Annotated in this window: 12 protein-coding genes; 6 read left to right on the top strand and 6 right to left on the bottom strand. The window is 71.8% G+C overall.

Annotated elements, in window-relative coordinates; genetic code table 11:
* Positions 1-36 precede the first annotated feature (36 nt).
* Entirely contained in the window at positions 37-1,071 is a 1,035-nt protein-coding gene (locus ACFYXC_RS03640) for a LacI family DNA-binding transcriptional regulator (protein WP_388924773.1), read from the top strand.
* Positions 1,072-1,191: 120 nt separating this feature from the next.
* Positions 1,192-2,034 carry a phosphatase PAP2 family protein gene (locus tag ACFYXC_RS03635; protein WP_388924776.1) on the top strand — a complete coding sequence of 281 codons (843 nt, stop codon included), beginning with the start codon at positions 1,192-1,194 and terminating at the stop codon, positions 2,032-2,034.
* A gap of 146 nt (positions 2,035-2,180) precedes the next feature.
* Here ACFYXC_RS03635 and ACFYXC_RS03630 read toward each other — a convergent pair whose 3' ends face one another.
* The gene (locus ACFYXC_RS03630) at positions 2,181-5,186 is read right to left on the bottom strand and encodes a bifunctional [glutamine synthetase] adenylyltransferase/[glutamine synthetase]-adenylyl-L-tyrosine phosphorylase (RefSeq protein WP_389546389.1); all 3,006 of its coding nucleotides are present in this window, start codon (positions 5,184-5,186) and stop codon (positions 2,181-2,183) included.
* Positions 5,187-5,429: 243 nt separating this feature from the next.
* Between ACFYXC_RS03630 and ACFYXC_RS03625 the strand changes: the two genes are divergently transcribed.
* Positions 5,430-5,867: a VOC family protein gene (locus tag ACFYXC_RS03625; protein ID WP_389546387.1), complete on the top strand. Its 438-nt coding sequence runs from the start codon at positions 5,430-5,432 to the stop codon at positions 5,865-5,867.
* Between the two features lie 36 nt (positions 5,868-5,903).
* Here ACFYXC_RS03625 and ACFYXC_RS03620 read toward each other — a convergent pair whose 3' ends face one another.
* Both ACFYXC_RS03620 and ACFYXC_RS03615 read right to left on the bottom strand, forming a co-directional pair.
* Positions 5,904-6,836, bottom strand: coding sequence for a hypothetical protein (locus ACFYXC_RS03620; protein WP_389546385.1), 933 nt, complete (start codon positions 6,834-6,836; stop codon positions 5,904-5,906).
* A 4-nt stretch (positions 6,837-6,840) separates the two neighbouring features.
* Positions 6,841-7,965, bottom strand: a complete 1,125-nt coding sequence (locus tag ACFYXC_RS03615; protein WP_389546383.1) for an NlpC/P60 family protein — start codon at positions 7,963-7,965, stop codon at positions 6,841-6,843.
* Positions 7,966-8,376: 411 nt separating this feature from the next.
* Between ACFYXC_RS03615 and ACFYXC_RS03610 the strand changes: the two genes are divergently transcribed.
* A complete protein-coding gene (locus tag ACFYXC_RS03610; protein ID WP_389546380.1) occupies positions 8,377-9,354 on the top strand; it encodes an SGNH/GDSL hydrolase family protein in 978 nt (325 codons plus the stop codon).
* Here the strand turns inward: ACFYXC_RS03610 and ACFYXC_RS03605 are convergent.
* From ACFYXC_RS03605 to glnA, 3 genes are all read right to left on the bottom strand, one after another.
* Complete coding sequence (locus tag ACFYXC_RS03605) at positions 9,314-11,002, bottom strand: alpha/beta fold hydrolase (protein WP_389546377.1); 1,689 nt, start codon at positions 11,000-11,002, stop codon at positions 9,314-9,316. The two genes, ACFYXC_RS03610 and ACFYXC_RS03605, sit on opposite strands and share 41 nt — an antisense overlap.
* A complete protein-coding gene (locus ACFYXC_RS03600; protein WP_389546374.1) occupies positions 11,002-12,141 on the bottom strand; it encodes a macrolide family glycosyltransferase in 1,140 nt (379 codons plus the stop codon). The genes ACFYXC_RS03605 and ACFYXC_RS03600 overlap by 1 nt, the downstream gene beginning before the upstream one ends.
* Before the next feature lie 536 nt (positions 12,142-12,677).
* Complete coding sequence (gene glnA, locus ACFYXC_RS03595; RefSeq protein ID WP_388924673.1) at positions 12,678-14,039, bottom strand: type I glutamate--ammonia ligase; 1,362 nt, start codon at positions 14,037-14,039, stop codon at positions 12,678-12,680.
* 324 nt (positions 14,040-14,363) lie between these two features.
* Between glnA and ACFYXC_RS03590 the strand changes: the two genes are divergently transcribed.
* Both ACFYXC_RS03590 and ACFYXC_RS03585 read left to right on the top strand, forming a co-directional pair.
* Positions 14,364-15,035, top strand: coding sequence for a DUF3105 domain-containing protein (locus ACFYXC_RS03590; protein ID WP_388924670.1), 672 nt, complete (start codon positions 14,364-14,366; stop codon positions 15,033-15,035).
* 5 nt (positions 15,036-15,040) lie between these two features.
* A complete protein-coding gene (locus ACFYXC_RS03585; protein ID WP_389546776.1) occupies positions 15,041-15,664 on the top strand; it encodes a DUF305 domain-containing protein in 624 nt (207 codons plus the stop codon).
* The last annotated feature ends 87 nt before the right edge of the window (positions 15,665-15,751 follow it).

The raw sequence follows: 15,751 nt of genomic DNA, 5'->3' as shown, positions 1-15,751 counted from the left end.
GGGCAACGCGATTCCCGGCCGGTACAGTCCAATCCCGTGACCACACGGCTTGCCGACATCGCAGCGCAGGCGGGGGTGAGCGAAGCGACCGTCAGCCGCGTCCTGAACGGCAAGCCGGGCGTCGCAGCCACCACCCGCCAGTCCGTCCTGGCCGCGCTCGACGTGCTGGGCTACGAGCGGCCCGTCCGGCTGCGCCAGCGCAGCGAAGGGCTCGTCGGGCTGATAACCCCGGAGCTGGAGAACCCGATATTCCCGGCCCTGGCGCAGGTCATCGGCCAGGCGCTGACGCGGCAGGGCTACACACCGGTCCTCGCGACACAGACGCCGGGGGGCTCCACCGAGGACGAACTGACCGAGATGCTGGTCGACCGGGGGGTCGCCGGCATCATCTTCGTCTCCGGGCTGCACGCGGACACCTCCGCGGACATGCAGCGCTACGAGCAGCTGCGCGGCCAGGGCGTGCCGTTCGTCCTCGTCGACGGTTTCTCGCCGAAGGTGCAGGCCCCCTTCATCTCGCCGGACGACCGGGCGGCGATGGCCCTCGCGGTCACCCACCTCGTCTCGCTCGGGCACACCCGGATCGGGCTGGCCCTCGGACCCAAGCGGTTCGTCCCCGTGCAGCGCAAGATCGAGGGCTTCGTGCGCACCATGCAGGACCTGCTGGGCCTGGCCACGGACGACATCGAACAGCGACTGGTCCAGCACTCCCTGTACACGCTGGAGGGCGGGCAGGCGGCCACGGCGGCGCTCATCGACCGCGACTGCACGGCGATCGTCTGCGCGAGCGACATGATGGCGCTGGGGGCCATACGGACCGCCCGGCAGCGCGGTCTGGAGGTCCCGGACGACATCTCCGTCGTCGGCTTCGACGACTCCCCGCTGATCGCCTTCACGGACCCGCCCCTCACCACGGTCCGCAAGCCGGTCCCGGCCATGGGACAGGCCGCGGTGCGTACGCTGCTGGAGGAGATCGGCGGGACGCCGGCGCCGCACAGCGAGTTCGTGTTCATGCCGGAACTGGTGGTGCGGGGATCGACGGCCTCGTCCCCCGGGGACCGCAATCGCGCGTAGTCCGGTGTCGTCGTCGTACGCGGGACGTAGTGCGTCACCTACCTCAGGTGGAGAACGTGCGGCCAGGACCCTCCCGAGGGATGATCGGGGGGAAAGGCTCATCTGGCAGACTCTGTCCTTATGGGTGAGAGCACCGTGACGACACTGGAAGGCCGGGAGCAGGCCCCGCCACAGCCCGTCGCGGACGAGGCGAAGGACCGCGCGGGACAGCGTCTCCTGCGGCGGCTGCGCGCGCCCCGCCGCCCTCGGCTCTGGTTCGAGATCCTGCTCATCGGGGTGAGTTACTGGACGTACTCGCTGATCCGTAACGCCGTCCCCGAGCAGCGGACCAAGGCGCTGGAGAACGCCGACTGGATCTGGCGGATGGAGCACCACCTCGGCATCGCCGTGGAGGAGTCCGTCAACCACGCCGTGAACTCGGTGACTTGGCTGATCGTCGGCATGAACTACTACTACGCGACACTGCACTTCGTGGTGACCATCGGTGTCCTGGTGTGGCTCTACCGCAGCCATCCGGGACGGTACGCGGCGACGCGCACGGTCGTCTTCGCCACCACGGGTGTGGCGCTGGTCGGTTACTACCTGTATCCGCTGGCTCCGCCGCGCCTGATGAACGGCAACGACTTCATCGACACCGTCGTGGTCCACCAGACCTGGGGGTCGATGGCCTCCGGCGACCTGAAGAGCATGTCGAACCAGTACGCCGCGATGCCGTCCATGCACATCGGCTGGTCGCTGTGGTGCGGTCTCACGATCTTCGCGCTGGCCTCGGTGCCGTGGGTGCGGGTCCTCGGGCTGCTGTACCCCACGGCGACGCTGATCGTCATCGTCGCCACGGCCAACCACTTCTGGCTGGACGCGGTGGGGGGCATGGCGTGCCTGGCCTTCGGCTACGGGGTGGCGTGGGTGTGGTACGGCACGCTCCCGCACCGCCTCCCACAACTGGTCCCACCCAAGACGTAGCCCGCCCCCGCCGCCCCTTCCCGTCCCTGGGGGCTGCGCCCCCAGACCCCCCTGTCGCGCTGCGCGCTCGTCCTCAATCGCCGGACGGGCTGAAAATCAGCCCGTCCGGCGATTGAGGACCGGGGGTTCGGGGGCTGGCCCCCGAGTCACCCCCGGTAGAACCGTTCGTCCACCACCGCGCGGGCCCGCCGCGTGGTCCGCCGGTAGTCGTCGAGCATGTCCCCGACATGCCCCGGCCCGTACCCCAGGTACCTGCCCACCGCGGCCAGCTCCCGCCCGTCGGACGGAAACGTGTCCCCGGCCCGCCCCCGCACCAGCATCACGGCGTTGCGCACCCGTGTGGCGAGCACCCACGCCTCGTCCAGCGTGGCGGCATCCTCCCCGGAGATCAGCCCGGCGGCCTGGGCCGCGGCCAGCGCCTCCCGCGTACGGGTGGTGCGCAGCCCCGGCTGCGACGCCCCGTGCCGCAGCTGCATCAGCTGCACGGTCCACTCCACGTCGGACAGCCCGCCCCGCCCCAGCTTGGTGTGCAGGGTCGGATCGGCCCCGCGGGGCATCCGCTCGGACTCCATCCGCGCCTTCAGCCGCCGGATCTCCCGCACGGCGTCCTCCCCGAGCCCGTCCGGGGGATACCGCAGCGGATCGGCTATGTCCAGGAACCGCGCCCCCAGCTCCTCGTCCCCCGCCACGACCTCGGCCCGCAGCAGCGCCTGTGACTCCCATCCCAGCGACCACCGCCGGTAGTAGGCCGCGTAGGACTTCAGCGTCCTCACGAGCGGCCCCGACTTCCCCTCGGGCCGCAAGTCGGCGTCGATCAGCAGCGGCGGATCGGCGCTGGAGATCTGCAGCAGCCTGCGCATCTCGGAGACGACGGCGTTGGCGGCCCGGGCCGCTTCCTCCTCGGCCACGCCCGCCCGGGGCTGGTGCACGAAGAGCACGTCCGCGTCGGACCCGTAACCGAGTTCGTGGCCGCCGAACCGTCCCATTCCGATGATCGTGAAGCGCGTGGGCAGCGTCTCGCCCCAGCCGTCCCGGACGACGGCCCGCAGGGTGCCGGCGAGCGTCGCCGCGGTCAGGTCCGAGATGGCGCCCCCGACGAGGTCCACGAGCGCGCCCTGGTCGGCGTTGGCCGGCGTCTCCTCGGTGCCGTACGAGGAGACGATGTCGATGGCGGCGGTACGGAACAGCTCCCGCCGCCGTACGCCCCGTGCGGCGGTGACGGCGGCCTCGCCCGTGCCGGCCCGGCCCACCGCGGAGAGGATCTCCTGCTCCAGATGGGTCCGGGCGCGGGGGCTGAGCCCGCCGCTGTCCCCGTTCCCGAGCAGGGCCACGGCCTCCGGCGCCCGCAGCAGCAGGTCGGGCGCGAGCCGTCCGGCGGACAGGACCCGGGCGAGGTTCTCGGCGGCGGCCCCCTCGTCCCGCAGCAGCCGCAGGTACCAAGGGGTCTTCCCGAGGGCGTCCGAGACCTTGCGGAAGTTGAGCAGCCCGGCGTCGGGGTCCGCGGAGTCGGCGAACCAGCCCAGCATGACGGGCAGCAGGGTCCGCTGGATGGCGGCCTTGCGCGAGACGCCGGAAGCCAGCGCCTCCAGGTGGCGCAGCGCGGCGGCGGGGTCGGCGTAGCCCAGCGCGACCAGCCGCTCCCGCGCGGCGCCGGGGCTCAGCCGGCTCTCGCCCGGCGCGAGTTGGGCGACGGCGTCGAGCAGCGGCCGGTAGAAGAGCTTCTCGTGCAGCCGCCGCACCACACCGGCGTGGCGCTTCCACTCGCGGTTCAGCGTGCTGACGGGGTCGGTCCGCAGGCCGAGCGACCGGCCGATGCGCCGGAGGTCGGCGTCGTCCTCGGGCACGAGATGGGTGCGCCGCAGCCGGAAGAGCTGAATGCGGTGTTCCATGGACCGCAGGAACCGGTACGCCTCGTCGAACTGCACGGCGTCGACGCGGCCCACGTACCCGCCCGCGGCCAGGGCCTTGAGGGCGTCCAGCGTGGTCCCGCTCCGGAGGGAGGTGTCGACGCGCCCGTGCACCAGTTGCAGCATCTGCACGGCGAACTCGACGTCCCGCAGCCCGCCGGGCCCGAGCTTCAGCTCCCGCTCGATCTCGGCGGGCGGGATGTTCTCGACGACGCGCCGCCGCATCTTCTGCACGTCGGTGACGAAGTTCTCCCGCTCGGCGACCTGCCAGACGAGCGGTGCCAGCGTGGCGGCGTACTCCTCCCCCAGCGCGAGGTCCCCCGCGACGGGCCGGGCCTTCAACAGGGCCTGGAACTCCCAGGTCTTGGCCCACCGCTGGTAGTAGGCGAGATGACTGCTGAGCGTCCGCACGAGCGGCCCGTTGCGTCCCTCGGGCCGCAGGTTGGCGTCGACGGGCCAGATGGAGCCCTCGACGGTGGTCTCGGAGCAGATCCGCATCAGATGCGCCGCGAGCCGGGTGGCGGCCCGCAGGGCCTTGTCCTCGTCGGCCCCGTCGGTTCCTTCGGCGGCCTCCCCGACGAAGATGACGTCGACGTCGGACACGTAGTTCAGTTCGTGGCCGCCGCACTTGCCCATCGCGATCACCGCGAGCCGGCACATCGCGGCGTCCTCGGGTGCGGCGGCCCGGGCGATGGCGAGCGCCGCGCGCAGGGTGGCGGTCGCGAGGTCGGCGAGTTCCGCCGCGACCTGCGTGACATCGGTGGTCCCGCACACGTCACGGGCGGCGATGGACAGCAGGCAGCGCCGGTAGGCGACCCGCAGTGACACGGGGTCGGAGGCTTCGGCGAGCCCGCGCTCGAACTCCGCTACGCCGGGGTGCAGATCCTGCGGCTCGTACGTGACGAGAACCTGCCAGTCGAGCGGGTGGCGCGCGAGGTGGTCGCCGAGCGCGGCGGACGCGCCGAGCACCCCGAGCAGCCGGTCGCGCAGCGGCTTCGCCGCGATCAGCGTGTCGAGCAGCTCGCGCCGCCCCGCGTCGTTCTCCTGCGCCTCGACGATCCGTACCAGCCCGAGCAGCGCCAGATCCGGGTCGGCGGTGGCGGCGAGCGCGTCGAGGAGCACCGGGTCGTTCGTCACCGGCGCGAGCTGTGGGCCGTCCAGCAGCCGCTCGGCGGCCGACGGATCGGTGAAACCGTGCCGCAGCAGCCGCGAGAAGGTACTGCTCCTGCGCCCCGGCACCGTCATCCCCGGCCTCCGTCATCCCACTCGATCAAGGTCCTACGGGAGCGAGCCTAACCGCAGAGCCCGAAGGAGGTGCAGGGACGTGTGACCGACGGCCGGCGGGTTCCGCCACGCAAAAGAGCGCGACGTCACCGTGGACGTACGTCTACTCGGTGGCGCCGGGGGCCGTTTTCCGCTTCGGTGAGGGGGAGTCGTTCAGCCACACGCGTCGGCGGTTCGTCCGACGTACGACGAAGGAGTCGTTCCATGGACATGGCCCTTGAAGTGATCATGCTGCCGGTCACCGACATCGACCGGGCGAAGGCTTTCTACCAGGACAAGGTGGGCTTCCACGTCGACCTCGACACGGAGGTGATGCCGGGTGCGCGCGTGGTGCAGCTGACACCGCCGGGCTCCGGGTGTTCGATCGCGCTCGCCCAGGGCGTGCCGAGCCCGACGGGGACCCCGCAGCCGGGCACCTACCACGGCCTGCAGCTGGTCGTCGCGGACGCCAAGGCGGCCTACGAGGAGCTGACCGCGCGGGGGCTGGAGGTCAGCGAGCCCGTGCAGTTCGCCCCGCAGGACGGCGGCACGTTCATGCACTTCACCGACCCGGACGGCAACGGCTGGGCGATCCAGGAGTACCGCGAGCGGGCCACGAAGCCCCTGCACCGGCTCATGACCGAGCAGGCGGCGCAGCAGTAGTCCGCCGGCCGCCCGGGCCGGCGTGCGAACGTGTCGTCACGCGGTCGGCCCGGGTGATGCCCCGGCCGACCGGCCGGGCAGCCTGGTGAAGCGCCGCAGCCCCCGTCGCGCGGGTTTGAGGGGCTTGTCCTCGGGGGCGAGCGGTCCCTGCCCCGCGGGCAGGGCCGGTGTCGCGGCCGGGGCGGGGGCCGGTACGGACCGTCCGCCCTGCGCGAGGCGGCTCCGGACGGTCTGGGCCATGGCCTGGTGGGACGGCTCAAGGAGCAGGCCCTCCGCGGACAGCCGCTCCCACATGTGCAGCAGCTCCTGCCCCCGGGTGGCGACCTGGCCCTCGTCCATCAGCCGCTGCCACGCAGCCGTGGCGCGTGCCACGTCGGGCGCCGCCCGGTTCAGGTCGGTACGGCAGCGGATGCGCGCGACGGTCAGCGCGAGGGTGATGGAGAGCGTGTAGTCGCCGCGCAGATACGCGAGGTACGCCTCGATCGCCCGCGCCTCCAGGGAGAGTTCGTCCTCCGCGCCCCTGCGCAGGGTGAGGTGCTCGCGCAGCGCGCTGGCGAGGACGAACGCGGCGTGGTGCTCCTCGTGCTGGGCGTGCTGGATGATCCGCTCGACCCGGGCGAGCGGAGGGAACGCCTCCTCCTCGGCGGCGGTGCGTTCACGCCCCGGCGGCAGGTCGTCCTCGTCGGCGATGGTCCGGCTGGACCCGTCGGGGTACACCCGCAGGCGTGCCACCTGCATCACGGTGCGGTCGATGACGGTGGCCGCCACCGGGGCCCCCAGCGTGCGGGCGAACATGGCGACGGCGTCGAGGATCGCCTCGTTCGGCGGCCGCCTGCCGCCCATCTCCAGCAGGTGGCCGTTGACCACCGTCGACCCGTCCTCGGCCACGTAGGCGTCGAGACGGATCAGTGGCTGGGCGCTGAGCGCGGGCAGGTTCCGCTGGTCGCGGGGGGTCAGCGAGTAGCTCATCCGTTCAGACTCCGGGCCGGACGACACCGAGGATGGACATGGACGCGGCCGGCGCGGTCGTGATCGTGCGTCCGGGCCGCGGGGCGTGGACCATCTTCCCACCCCCGATGTACATGCTCACATGTGTGGCGTCATTGAAGTAGATGATCAGGTCGCCGGGGCGCGCGGACGACAGGCTCACCCTGGGCAGTCCCGCCCACTGCGCCTGCGACGTACGGGGTATGGGGTGGCCGGCCCGCGCCCACGCCACGGACGTGAGTCCCGAGCAGTCGTACGCCGAGGGGCCCACGGCGCCCCATCCGTAGGGCTTGCCGATCTGCGCCATCGCGAAGGCGACGGCCTTCGCGGCCGCTCCGCTCGCCTGCGTCCCGCCCCCGACGGAGCCGCCACCGCCACCGCCGGAGCCGCTCCCGCCCGAGCCGGTCCCCGTCGAAGCACCGCCGCCGCCCGCGCCGGAGCCCGTCCAGCGGGCCTCGGCCTCCTCGGCCCGCTCCCGCTCCAGCCGCGCCAGCTCGCGGGCCTCGTCCTTCTCCAGCCCCGCCTCGATCTGCTCGGCCTCGGCGATCTTCCCCTCGATCTTCTTCTTCGCCTCGGCCTTGTCCGCGCGGCTGCTCTCCAGCTTGCGCAGCTCCTTCGCGGCGGCGTCGGTCCGCCGGCCCAGCTCCGCGCGGGCGGTCTTCTGGGTCTCCGAGACGTTGACCAGGCTCCGCAGCGCCTGACGGGCCTGGGACGCCTCGTTCAGGGCCTGGTCGGGGTGGTCGCCGAGCAGCAACTGGATACCGGTGGCGGCGAGGTTGCCCCCGCGGTACTGCGTCCGGGCGGCCGCACCCGAGAGGTCCTGCAGGTCGTCGACGCGGCTCTCGGCGCGGGCCAGGCCCTTGCGGAGGGCCGCCAGCCTCTTCTCCTGCTTGGCAGCCTTCTCGTTCGCGGCGTTGTACGCCTCGGTGGCCACCTCCGCCGTGCGGTAGAGGCCGTCCAGTTCGGCCCGGATCTCCTCGATGGACCTGCCCCGTGGGTCGGGTTCGCCGGGCGCCGCGTAACTCGGGCCGGACAGCAGGGAGATGGCAAGGACGAGGGTCGCTATGGTGGCCTGGCTCCGCAGCCGTCCGCCGCCGGTCGACACGTTCATCAGCTTCACTCTCAGAGGTCGCGTGCAGGCGGCTCGGGCGGGCGACTTGCCCCTTGCGGGCCACCGCGGTTCACACGGCGGGCCGTTCAAGCCTTTAACACACTACCGTCCCTCGAACGGCCGGCCTCTGCGCCCCCACGCGTGTCAACGTGCCCGTACGTAACGTTCGTATGCCTGTCGGCGGGCCGACATCGGCGACGGGTGGCGTACGCCGGAAAACGGGCCCAAGTACGCGAAGAAGTGCGCGAGTTCGGTGTCGTACCGGTGCCGCGTGTCCTGGGCAGGTCCTGATCGTTTGACCGGTTGTCACGACTGCCGTGCTGTGTCCGCACGTTGGCCGGGGCAGGGCCGGAAGAGCAGGGGTGCAGCGGGCCGTCGGGTTTCTGCTGCGCCAGAGGGACGAGGTGTGTCGTGCGTACTGCCGGGGTCGGCGCGTCAGGTCGGTCGCGGCCGCCGCTGCGCCGCAGAGTGCTGCGGGCCGTGTTGCGGAGCTATGCCGCTCTGGTGGTGCGTGGGGTGTTGCGGGACGGACAGGGCGTGCCGTCACCCGCGGGTCGCTACGGTCCCGACGGGGGCGTGGTGCTGCCGTTGGTGGTGCTGGGGGACTCGTCGGCGGTGACAGTGGGTGTCCGCCGGCGGGAGGAGACGGTGGGCGCCCACCTGGCGGAGGTGCTGGTGTCGGAGCTGTCGTGCGCGGTGGAGCTCGAAGTGCCGGCGCGGGCCGGGGCGACGACGGCCACGATGAGCCGTCAGGTGCGGAAGGTGACCCACCGTACGGACCCGGGCGTGGCACTGATCCTCATCGGTGGCAACGACGTCATGCTTCCCGCGCCGCTGGGGCGGGCCGCCGCCCGGTTGGGCCGCTACGTGGCGGAACTGCGGGCGGCGGGGTGGCAGGTGGTGGTGGGTTCCTGCGCGGACATCGGGGCGGCTCCGGCACTGCGCCGAGGTGTGCGGGCCGTGGCTTCGTCCAGGTCCCGGCGGCTGGCCCGGTTGCAGGCCGCCGCGGTGCTCCGGGCCGGCGGGCTGGTGGTGTCACTGACCACGGACGCGTTCCGGACGCGCCCCGCCCAGTTGTACTGCGACGACGGTTTCCACCCTTCCGCCGCCGGCTACCTCCACTACGCGCACCGGTTCGCGGTCGGCTTGCTGGAGGCGTCCAGGGCATCCCTGAAGGAACCGGGCCGGCCGTCCGACGGGGACGTGCTCCTCGCCGGTGCTGTTCCGGCATCACGGCGGGTGGTGAGCGCGCCGGGTGCCTGCTTCATCCCTGCTCCGTCGCAGGGCCCGGTGGTGATGCGTCCCTACGTTCCCGCCGCGACGCCCGGAAGCGCCACCTCTGTCGCCGCTACCCCTGTCGCCGCTGCCCCGGTGCCGGCGCGTCGGTGAAGGGCGGCCGGCCCGGGGCCAGCGGCGCGCTCAGCCGCACGGACGAGGGCACGATCGTGAGCGGCGTCCCGAGCGGGTTCTCACCGGCATAGCGGTGGTCCACCGTGTCGAAGACGAGCGCGAGACGGTGTCCTGCGGGCAGGTCCCACGCCGTCGCCGGCATCGCGAAGGAGAACGCGTGCGGACGGCCCGGCACCTGGCCCCGGAAGGTGTACGGGGCGTGCGTCAGCAGACGCGCCGTGTCCAGCGGACCGACGTCGTACAGATGGCCGATGACCGTGCCGGTCCCGGCGCCGGGAACCAGCACCCCCCGCACATGAGCGCTGCCGCGCAGCGCCCGGGCATGCGGAAGACGGTCTCCCTGCCAGACCGCGGCCGCGGGTGAGGTGAGGAGAGGCATGGGCACCGTGGGCCGCGTGCCCGCCTGGTCGAGTTTCCCGGCGACGGGGTAGGGCCCCGACTCCGCAGCCGACGGCAAACCCGCGGTCAACCGCCCGGTACCGGGGCGGGGGCGCAGTGCGACCGGCACCAGGTGGTGCTGCAGGGAACGCCAGGCGGGGTACTTCTCGATCGGTCCGCCCGTGCGCGGTGCGAGGACGACCGGTGCCGGTTGCTCGAAGCGGCGGCCGCGGTCACGGACGTGGCTGTCGAGCCAGGCCACGGCCTGTTCCCACACCATCGGTTCGCCGCCGCCGAGCCGGGCGGTGACGGTGCGGCTGTCGCCGTGCCCGCCCGGGTACATCTGCAACTGCCTGGGCCCCTCCAGCTCGTCCAGGAAGGCGCCGGTCGGGCCGGCGGGAACAAGCGGGTCGTCCCACTCGCCCGCCATGAACACGGCTGTGCGATGGCGGTTGAACCGCTCCACGTGGGCTCGCGGTGAACGCGTCCGGGCCCAGGGATCCGACTCGTCGATGCCGTGCACGCGTGCCCGGGTGAAGGCCGCCTCCGCCTCGGGGCCGTAGCGGCCGTGCAGGCGGCCCACGAGACCCTGGAAGAAGGTGATGCTCGCTGCCCTGGTGCCGTTGACGTAGTAGCCGCCGGACATGTCGGCCCAGCCGGACAGCGCGGCGACCGCCCGGACCCGCCCGTCGTGGGCGGCGGCGTTCAGAGTGATGCCCGCGCCGTAGGAGGAGCCGAGTGCCCCGACCCGGCGTGCGTCGGCACGGGTGTGGTCCAGGGCCCAGTCGATCACCCGCGACAGATCAGAGGTGTCGGCGGGTCCGGCGAGGTCGGCCTCACCGCCGGAGCGACGGAATCCGCGCGGGTCGTAGGACACCACGACATACCCCGAGGCGGCCAGCGCCCGCAGCTTCAGCGCCGTCTCGACGTCGTCGGCCGGCAGGGAGAACCAGGCCCCGGGGACGACCAGCAGCGGATGCGGACCGGAGCCGGACGGCTCGTACACCGTCCCCGCCAGCGGCGTCCCGTCAGCGGCACGGACGGCGACATCACGAGAGGTCACCTGCGTGTCCTGCCGCTGTGCGGTCGCCGTGAGCCCAGGAGCCGAGCCGGTGGTACGGGCCGGTTCGGCGGCCGCGCCGGGCGGACACGCGGTCGACGAGAGCAGCACGGCGGTCACCACCACGCCCAGCCGGCCGGCCGCACCGGCCGGACACCGGCCGCGGCCTCCGGCCGCCCTGTCCCGCATCAGCCCGTCACCGGGACCATCGGAACGTCTGCCAGGACTTTCTCCACCACGTCAGCGGCCGCATCCGCACCGCCCGCCAGCCCGATCTGCTCACGCATCCATGCCACGGCGCCCGAGATGTCCTCGTCGGCCTCGACCTTCAGAACCGCTTCCCGCACCGCCGGCCCGTCGGCCTCCTCGCGGGGCAGGTGCGCGCCCAGCCCCAGTTCGACGATCCGGGCGGCGTTGACCCGCTGCTCGGCCATCTGCGGCACCACCACGACCGGCACTCCCAGGGAGAAAGCCTCCATGAGGCTGCCCATGCCGCCGTGGGTGACGAACACCGAAGCAGCTGCCAGGACATCGAGTTGCGGCACGCCGGCATGTACCTCGAAGCCGTCGGGCAGAGGTCCCAGACCCGCCCTGGCCACCTCGGCCCCGACGCTCATCACGACATGCCGGCCCTGACCCGCGAACGCGTCCACGCAGGCCCGGTAGAACTCCGGCCGCCGGTTGAACTGCGATCCCAGGGACACGTACACCACGGGCCTGCCGTCCGCCGGCCTGTGCCACCGGCCCTGGTAGGGGCGGTCGGCGATCGCCGGCCCGACCCAATGGGCCTCACCGGCCTTCACCGTCTGTGCCCGCCGCTGGAAACAACGCGGGAAGAACGCGATCACCTTCGGCGGCGCGAGCGTCAGCGCGTGCACCCCGCCCGGCAGCCGGAACTCCTCCAGCGCTCCCGCCAGTTCGGGAAAGCCGGGGATCTCCGCGATGTCGTCCAGCCCGAAGAACTCCTCCACCACACCCTCGTACGGGATGTGTGTCGGAGCCAGCTGCACGACCGGCGTGCCCCACCGGGCCGCCAGCAGCGGGCCCGCCCACGCGTAGACGTCGTAGAGCACGACGTCGGGGCGGTCACCGGCGAACGCCTCCTCCAGCTGCGACAACGCGGCCACGTTCACCACGACCGCCTGCGTGACCCCGACGGCCATGTCCTCCGGTGCCTCCCCGGAGGCAGGCGCCTCGAACAGCACCGGCCGTGCCCCCACCGCCCGCACCTGGTCGGCGAACTCCTGTGTCACCGCGTAGCTCACCCGGTGCCCGCGGTCCACGAGCTCCTGTACCAGAGCGAGCGTCGGGATCACGTGCCCGCTCATCGGCACGTTGAAGATCGCCACATGACGCCCGTGCCCCGGACCCACGGCCGACCCACCAGCTGAACCAACACTCACAGCAAGCTCCCGTCCTGCTTCGCGGCCCACGACGAGCACCGCTCACACTCATGTCGTCGCTCTAACGCCGCCCCTCGTGGTTCAGCAATTCACACCCCCGTGATCTCACCCTTGCGGGTGAGGGCGCCGAGCAGGGAGACGCCACGAGCCGTGCAGAGCAGCCGACTTGACCGGCAGTCGGTGTCGTACGACGCCGATCGGCACGTGACCGTTGCCCGGCGGGGCCGGTTAGACCTCCGCCGGCCCCGGGCGCGCCCATCTCCGCGGGGGCGCCCTGCCACGCCTTCGCCCTGCCCTTGGTGATCACGATGATCCAGTATCCGAACGCGCTCGACGGCTGCTTCCTGCGGACCGTTCCGCCGGCCCGGCACGGTGGCGGCCGACGAGACGTCGCGGGGCCGACGGTCGGTGACCGCCGGCCCCGCGGGCCGTTCCAGCGGGGTGGGCCCGCCGACCGACGCCTACAGCACCGGCAGGTTCTTCCGCAGTTCGAACGCGGTCACCTCGGAGCGGTACTCCTCCCACTCCTGGCGCTTGTTGCGCAGGAAGAAGTCGAAGACGTGTTCGCCGAGGGTCTCCGCCACCAGCTCGCTGCGCTCCATGAGCGTGAGGGACTCGCCCAGGTTCTGGGGCAGCGGCTCGATGCCCATCGCGCGGCGTTCCGCGTCGCGCAGCGCCCAGACGTCGTCGTCCGCGCCGGGCGGCAGCTCGTAGCCCTCCTCGATGCCCTTGAGACCGGCCGCCAGCAGGACGGCGTACGCCAGATAGGGGTTCGCGCCGGAGTCGAGGGAGCGGACCTCCACCCGCGCCGAACCCGTCTTGCCGGGCTTGTACATCGGGACGCGGACCAGGGCCGAGCGGTTGTTGTGACCCCAGCAGATGTACGAGGGGGCCTCGCCGCCGGCACCGGCGGTGCGCTCGGAGCCGCCCCAGATGCGCTTGTACGAGTTCACCCACTGGTTGGTGATCGCGGCGATCTCCGCCGAGTGCCTCAGCAGGCCCGCGATGAAGGAGCGGCCGACCTTGGAGAGCTGGTACTCGGAGCCCGACTCGTAGAACGCGTTGCGGTCGCCCTCGAAGAGGGAGAGGTGCGTGTGCATGCCCGAGCCCGGGTGCTCGCTGAACGGCTTCGGCATGAACGTCGCCTGGACACCCTGCTCCAGCGCCACCTGCTTCATGACCAGCCGGAACGTCATGATGTTGTCGGCCGTGGAGAGCGCGTCCGCGTACCGCAGGTCGATCTCCTGCTGACCCGGCGCGCCCTCGTGGTGCGAGAACTCGACCGAGATGCCCATCGACTCCAGCATGGTGATCGCCTGGCGGCGGAAGTCCATGCCGACGTTGTGCGGGGTGTGGTCGAAGTAGCCGGAGTTGTCGGCCGGCGTCGGGCGCGAGCCGTCGACCGGCTTGTCCTTCAGCAGGAAGAACTCGATCTCCGGGTGCGTGTAGAAGGTGAAGCCCAGGTCGGACGCCTTGGCCAGCGCCCGCTTCAGCACGTACCGCGGGTCCGCGAAGGAGGGCGAGCCGTCCGGCATCAGGATGTCGCAGAACATCCGGGCGGTGCCGGGTGCCTCCGCCCGCCACGGCAGGACCTGGAAGGTCGACGGGTCGGGCTTGGCGATCATGTCCGACTCGTAGACCCGGGCGAAGCCCTCGATGGCCGATCCGTCGAAGCCGATGCCCTCATCGAACGCCTGTTCCAGCTCGGCCGGGGCCACGGCCACCGATTTGAGGAAGCCCAGCACGTCCGTGAACCACAGGCGTACGAAACGGATGTCGCGCTCCTCCAACGTACGGAGCACGAACTCCTGCTGCTTGTCCATCTTCCGCTTCCACCCAATCTTGCTGGTCAGGCCGCCTGCTCCCGTCCCAGGAAGGCGGTCGGGCACCTGCGCATCACACCACAACAGCATTTCATGCGCGTTGCGGGCCCCGATCCTGCGGCGGACCTCCGCCCGAACGCCCCGCGTACGGCAGATGTACTGCTTCCTTACCACTCCCCTGCCGCTGCGCCATCCATCCTGCCCGCCGGGTCCTGGATCCCGGACCATTCGGCCATTCCTGCGGGCTCCGGACCTACATCCACCGCTCCCCCACTACGATCAGCTGACCACGCCACTGTCCCTTTCCCCCAGAAGGACCACCCCATGGGTTCCGCCAAGAAGACAGACACCACGTCGCGCAAGGCGCGGATAGAGGAGATGCGGCGCGCCGAGCAGGCCCGTGAGCGCCGCAACCGGGTCCTCACGATCACCGCCAGCGTGATCGTCGTCGCCGGTCTCGTCGCCGGTGGCGCCTTCCTGATCAACTCGCAGTCCGACGACGAGGACAGCAGCGCGGCGAGCGACTCGAAGGCCGCTGCGGGGAAGTTCGTCACGGGCAAGGACGGCGTGCGGAAGTGGAGCACGAAGCTCACGCAGAACCACGTCACCAAGGACGTGACGTACCCGATGGAGCCCCCGGTCGGCGGTGACCACAACCAGGTCTGGATGAACTGCAACGGCGACGTCTACGAGAAGGCGATCAAGAACGAGAACGCCGTGCACTCGCTGGAGCACGGCGCGGTCTGGGTGACGTACAACAGCACGGCGCCGGAGGCCGAGGTGAAGGCGCTCGCCGAGAAGGTCAAGAAGACGCCGTACTCGCTGATGAGCCCCGTCGAGGACCAGAAGGACCCGATCATGCTCTCCGCGTGGGGTCACCAGCGGACCGTGACGGGTGCGGGCGACCCGGCCGTGGGCACGTTCTTCGAGACGTACGTGCAGGGCAAGCAGACGCCGGAGCCGGGCGCCGCCTGCACCAACGGCCTGTCCAAGTGAGGACGGTGAAGTCCGCGGGCTGGATCACCGGGGCCGCCGCGGCCGTGCTGGTCGCGGCCGGCGGCATCACGTACGCGGTCGCCGACGGCGACGACTCCGGGATGAAGCCTCCCGCGGCCGGCTCGGCGGACGCGGGCTTCGCCCGTGACATGGCCGTGCACCACCAGCAGGCCGTCGAGATGTCGTACATCGTGCGCGACCGCACCGACGACGAGGAGGTGCGCCGCCTCGCCTACGACATCGCGCAGACCCAGGCCAACCAGCGCGGCATGATGCTCGGCTGGCTGGACCTGTGGGAGCTGCCCAAGGTGTCCGCCGACGAGCCCATGGAGTGGATGGGCATGGCCGGAGCGGGGGCCGGCGAGGACGGCGCGCTCATGCCGGGCATGGCGACCAACACGGAGATGGAGTCGCTGCGCAAGCTGAGGGGCAAGGCGGCCGAGGTCCGGTACCTGCAGCTGATGTACGCGCACCACGTGGGCGGCGTGCACATGGCCGAGGGGTGTGTGGAGCGGTGCCAGGTCGGCGTGGAGCGGCGGCTCGCGCAGGGCATGGTGCAGGCGCAGGAGTCGGAGATGAAGCTGATGTCGGACCTGCTGGCGAGGCGCGGGGCGAAGCCGGTGCGTTGACGGTGCCCTGCGCTCGCTTGTACCGGGTCCGCCGTAGGGCTGTCCGCCGTCGGATCACCGCGGGTCGGTGGGAGCTGGTCGCGCAGT

Origin of the sequence: Streptomyces sp. NPDC002701, from assembly GCF_042889045.1 — a bacterium.
GTDB lineage: Bacteria > Actinomycetota > Actinomycetes > Streptomycetales > Streptomycetaceae > Streptomyces.
The sequence above is the reverse complement of the archived record's forward strand: the minus strand, read 5'-3'. Positions and strand labels throughout refer to the sequence as shown.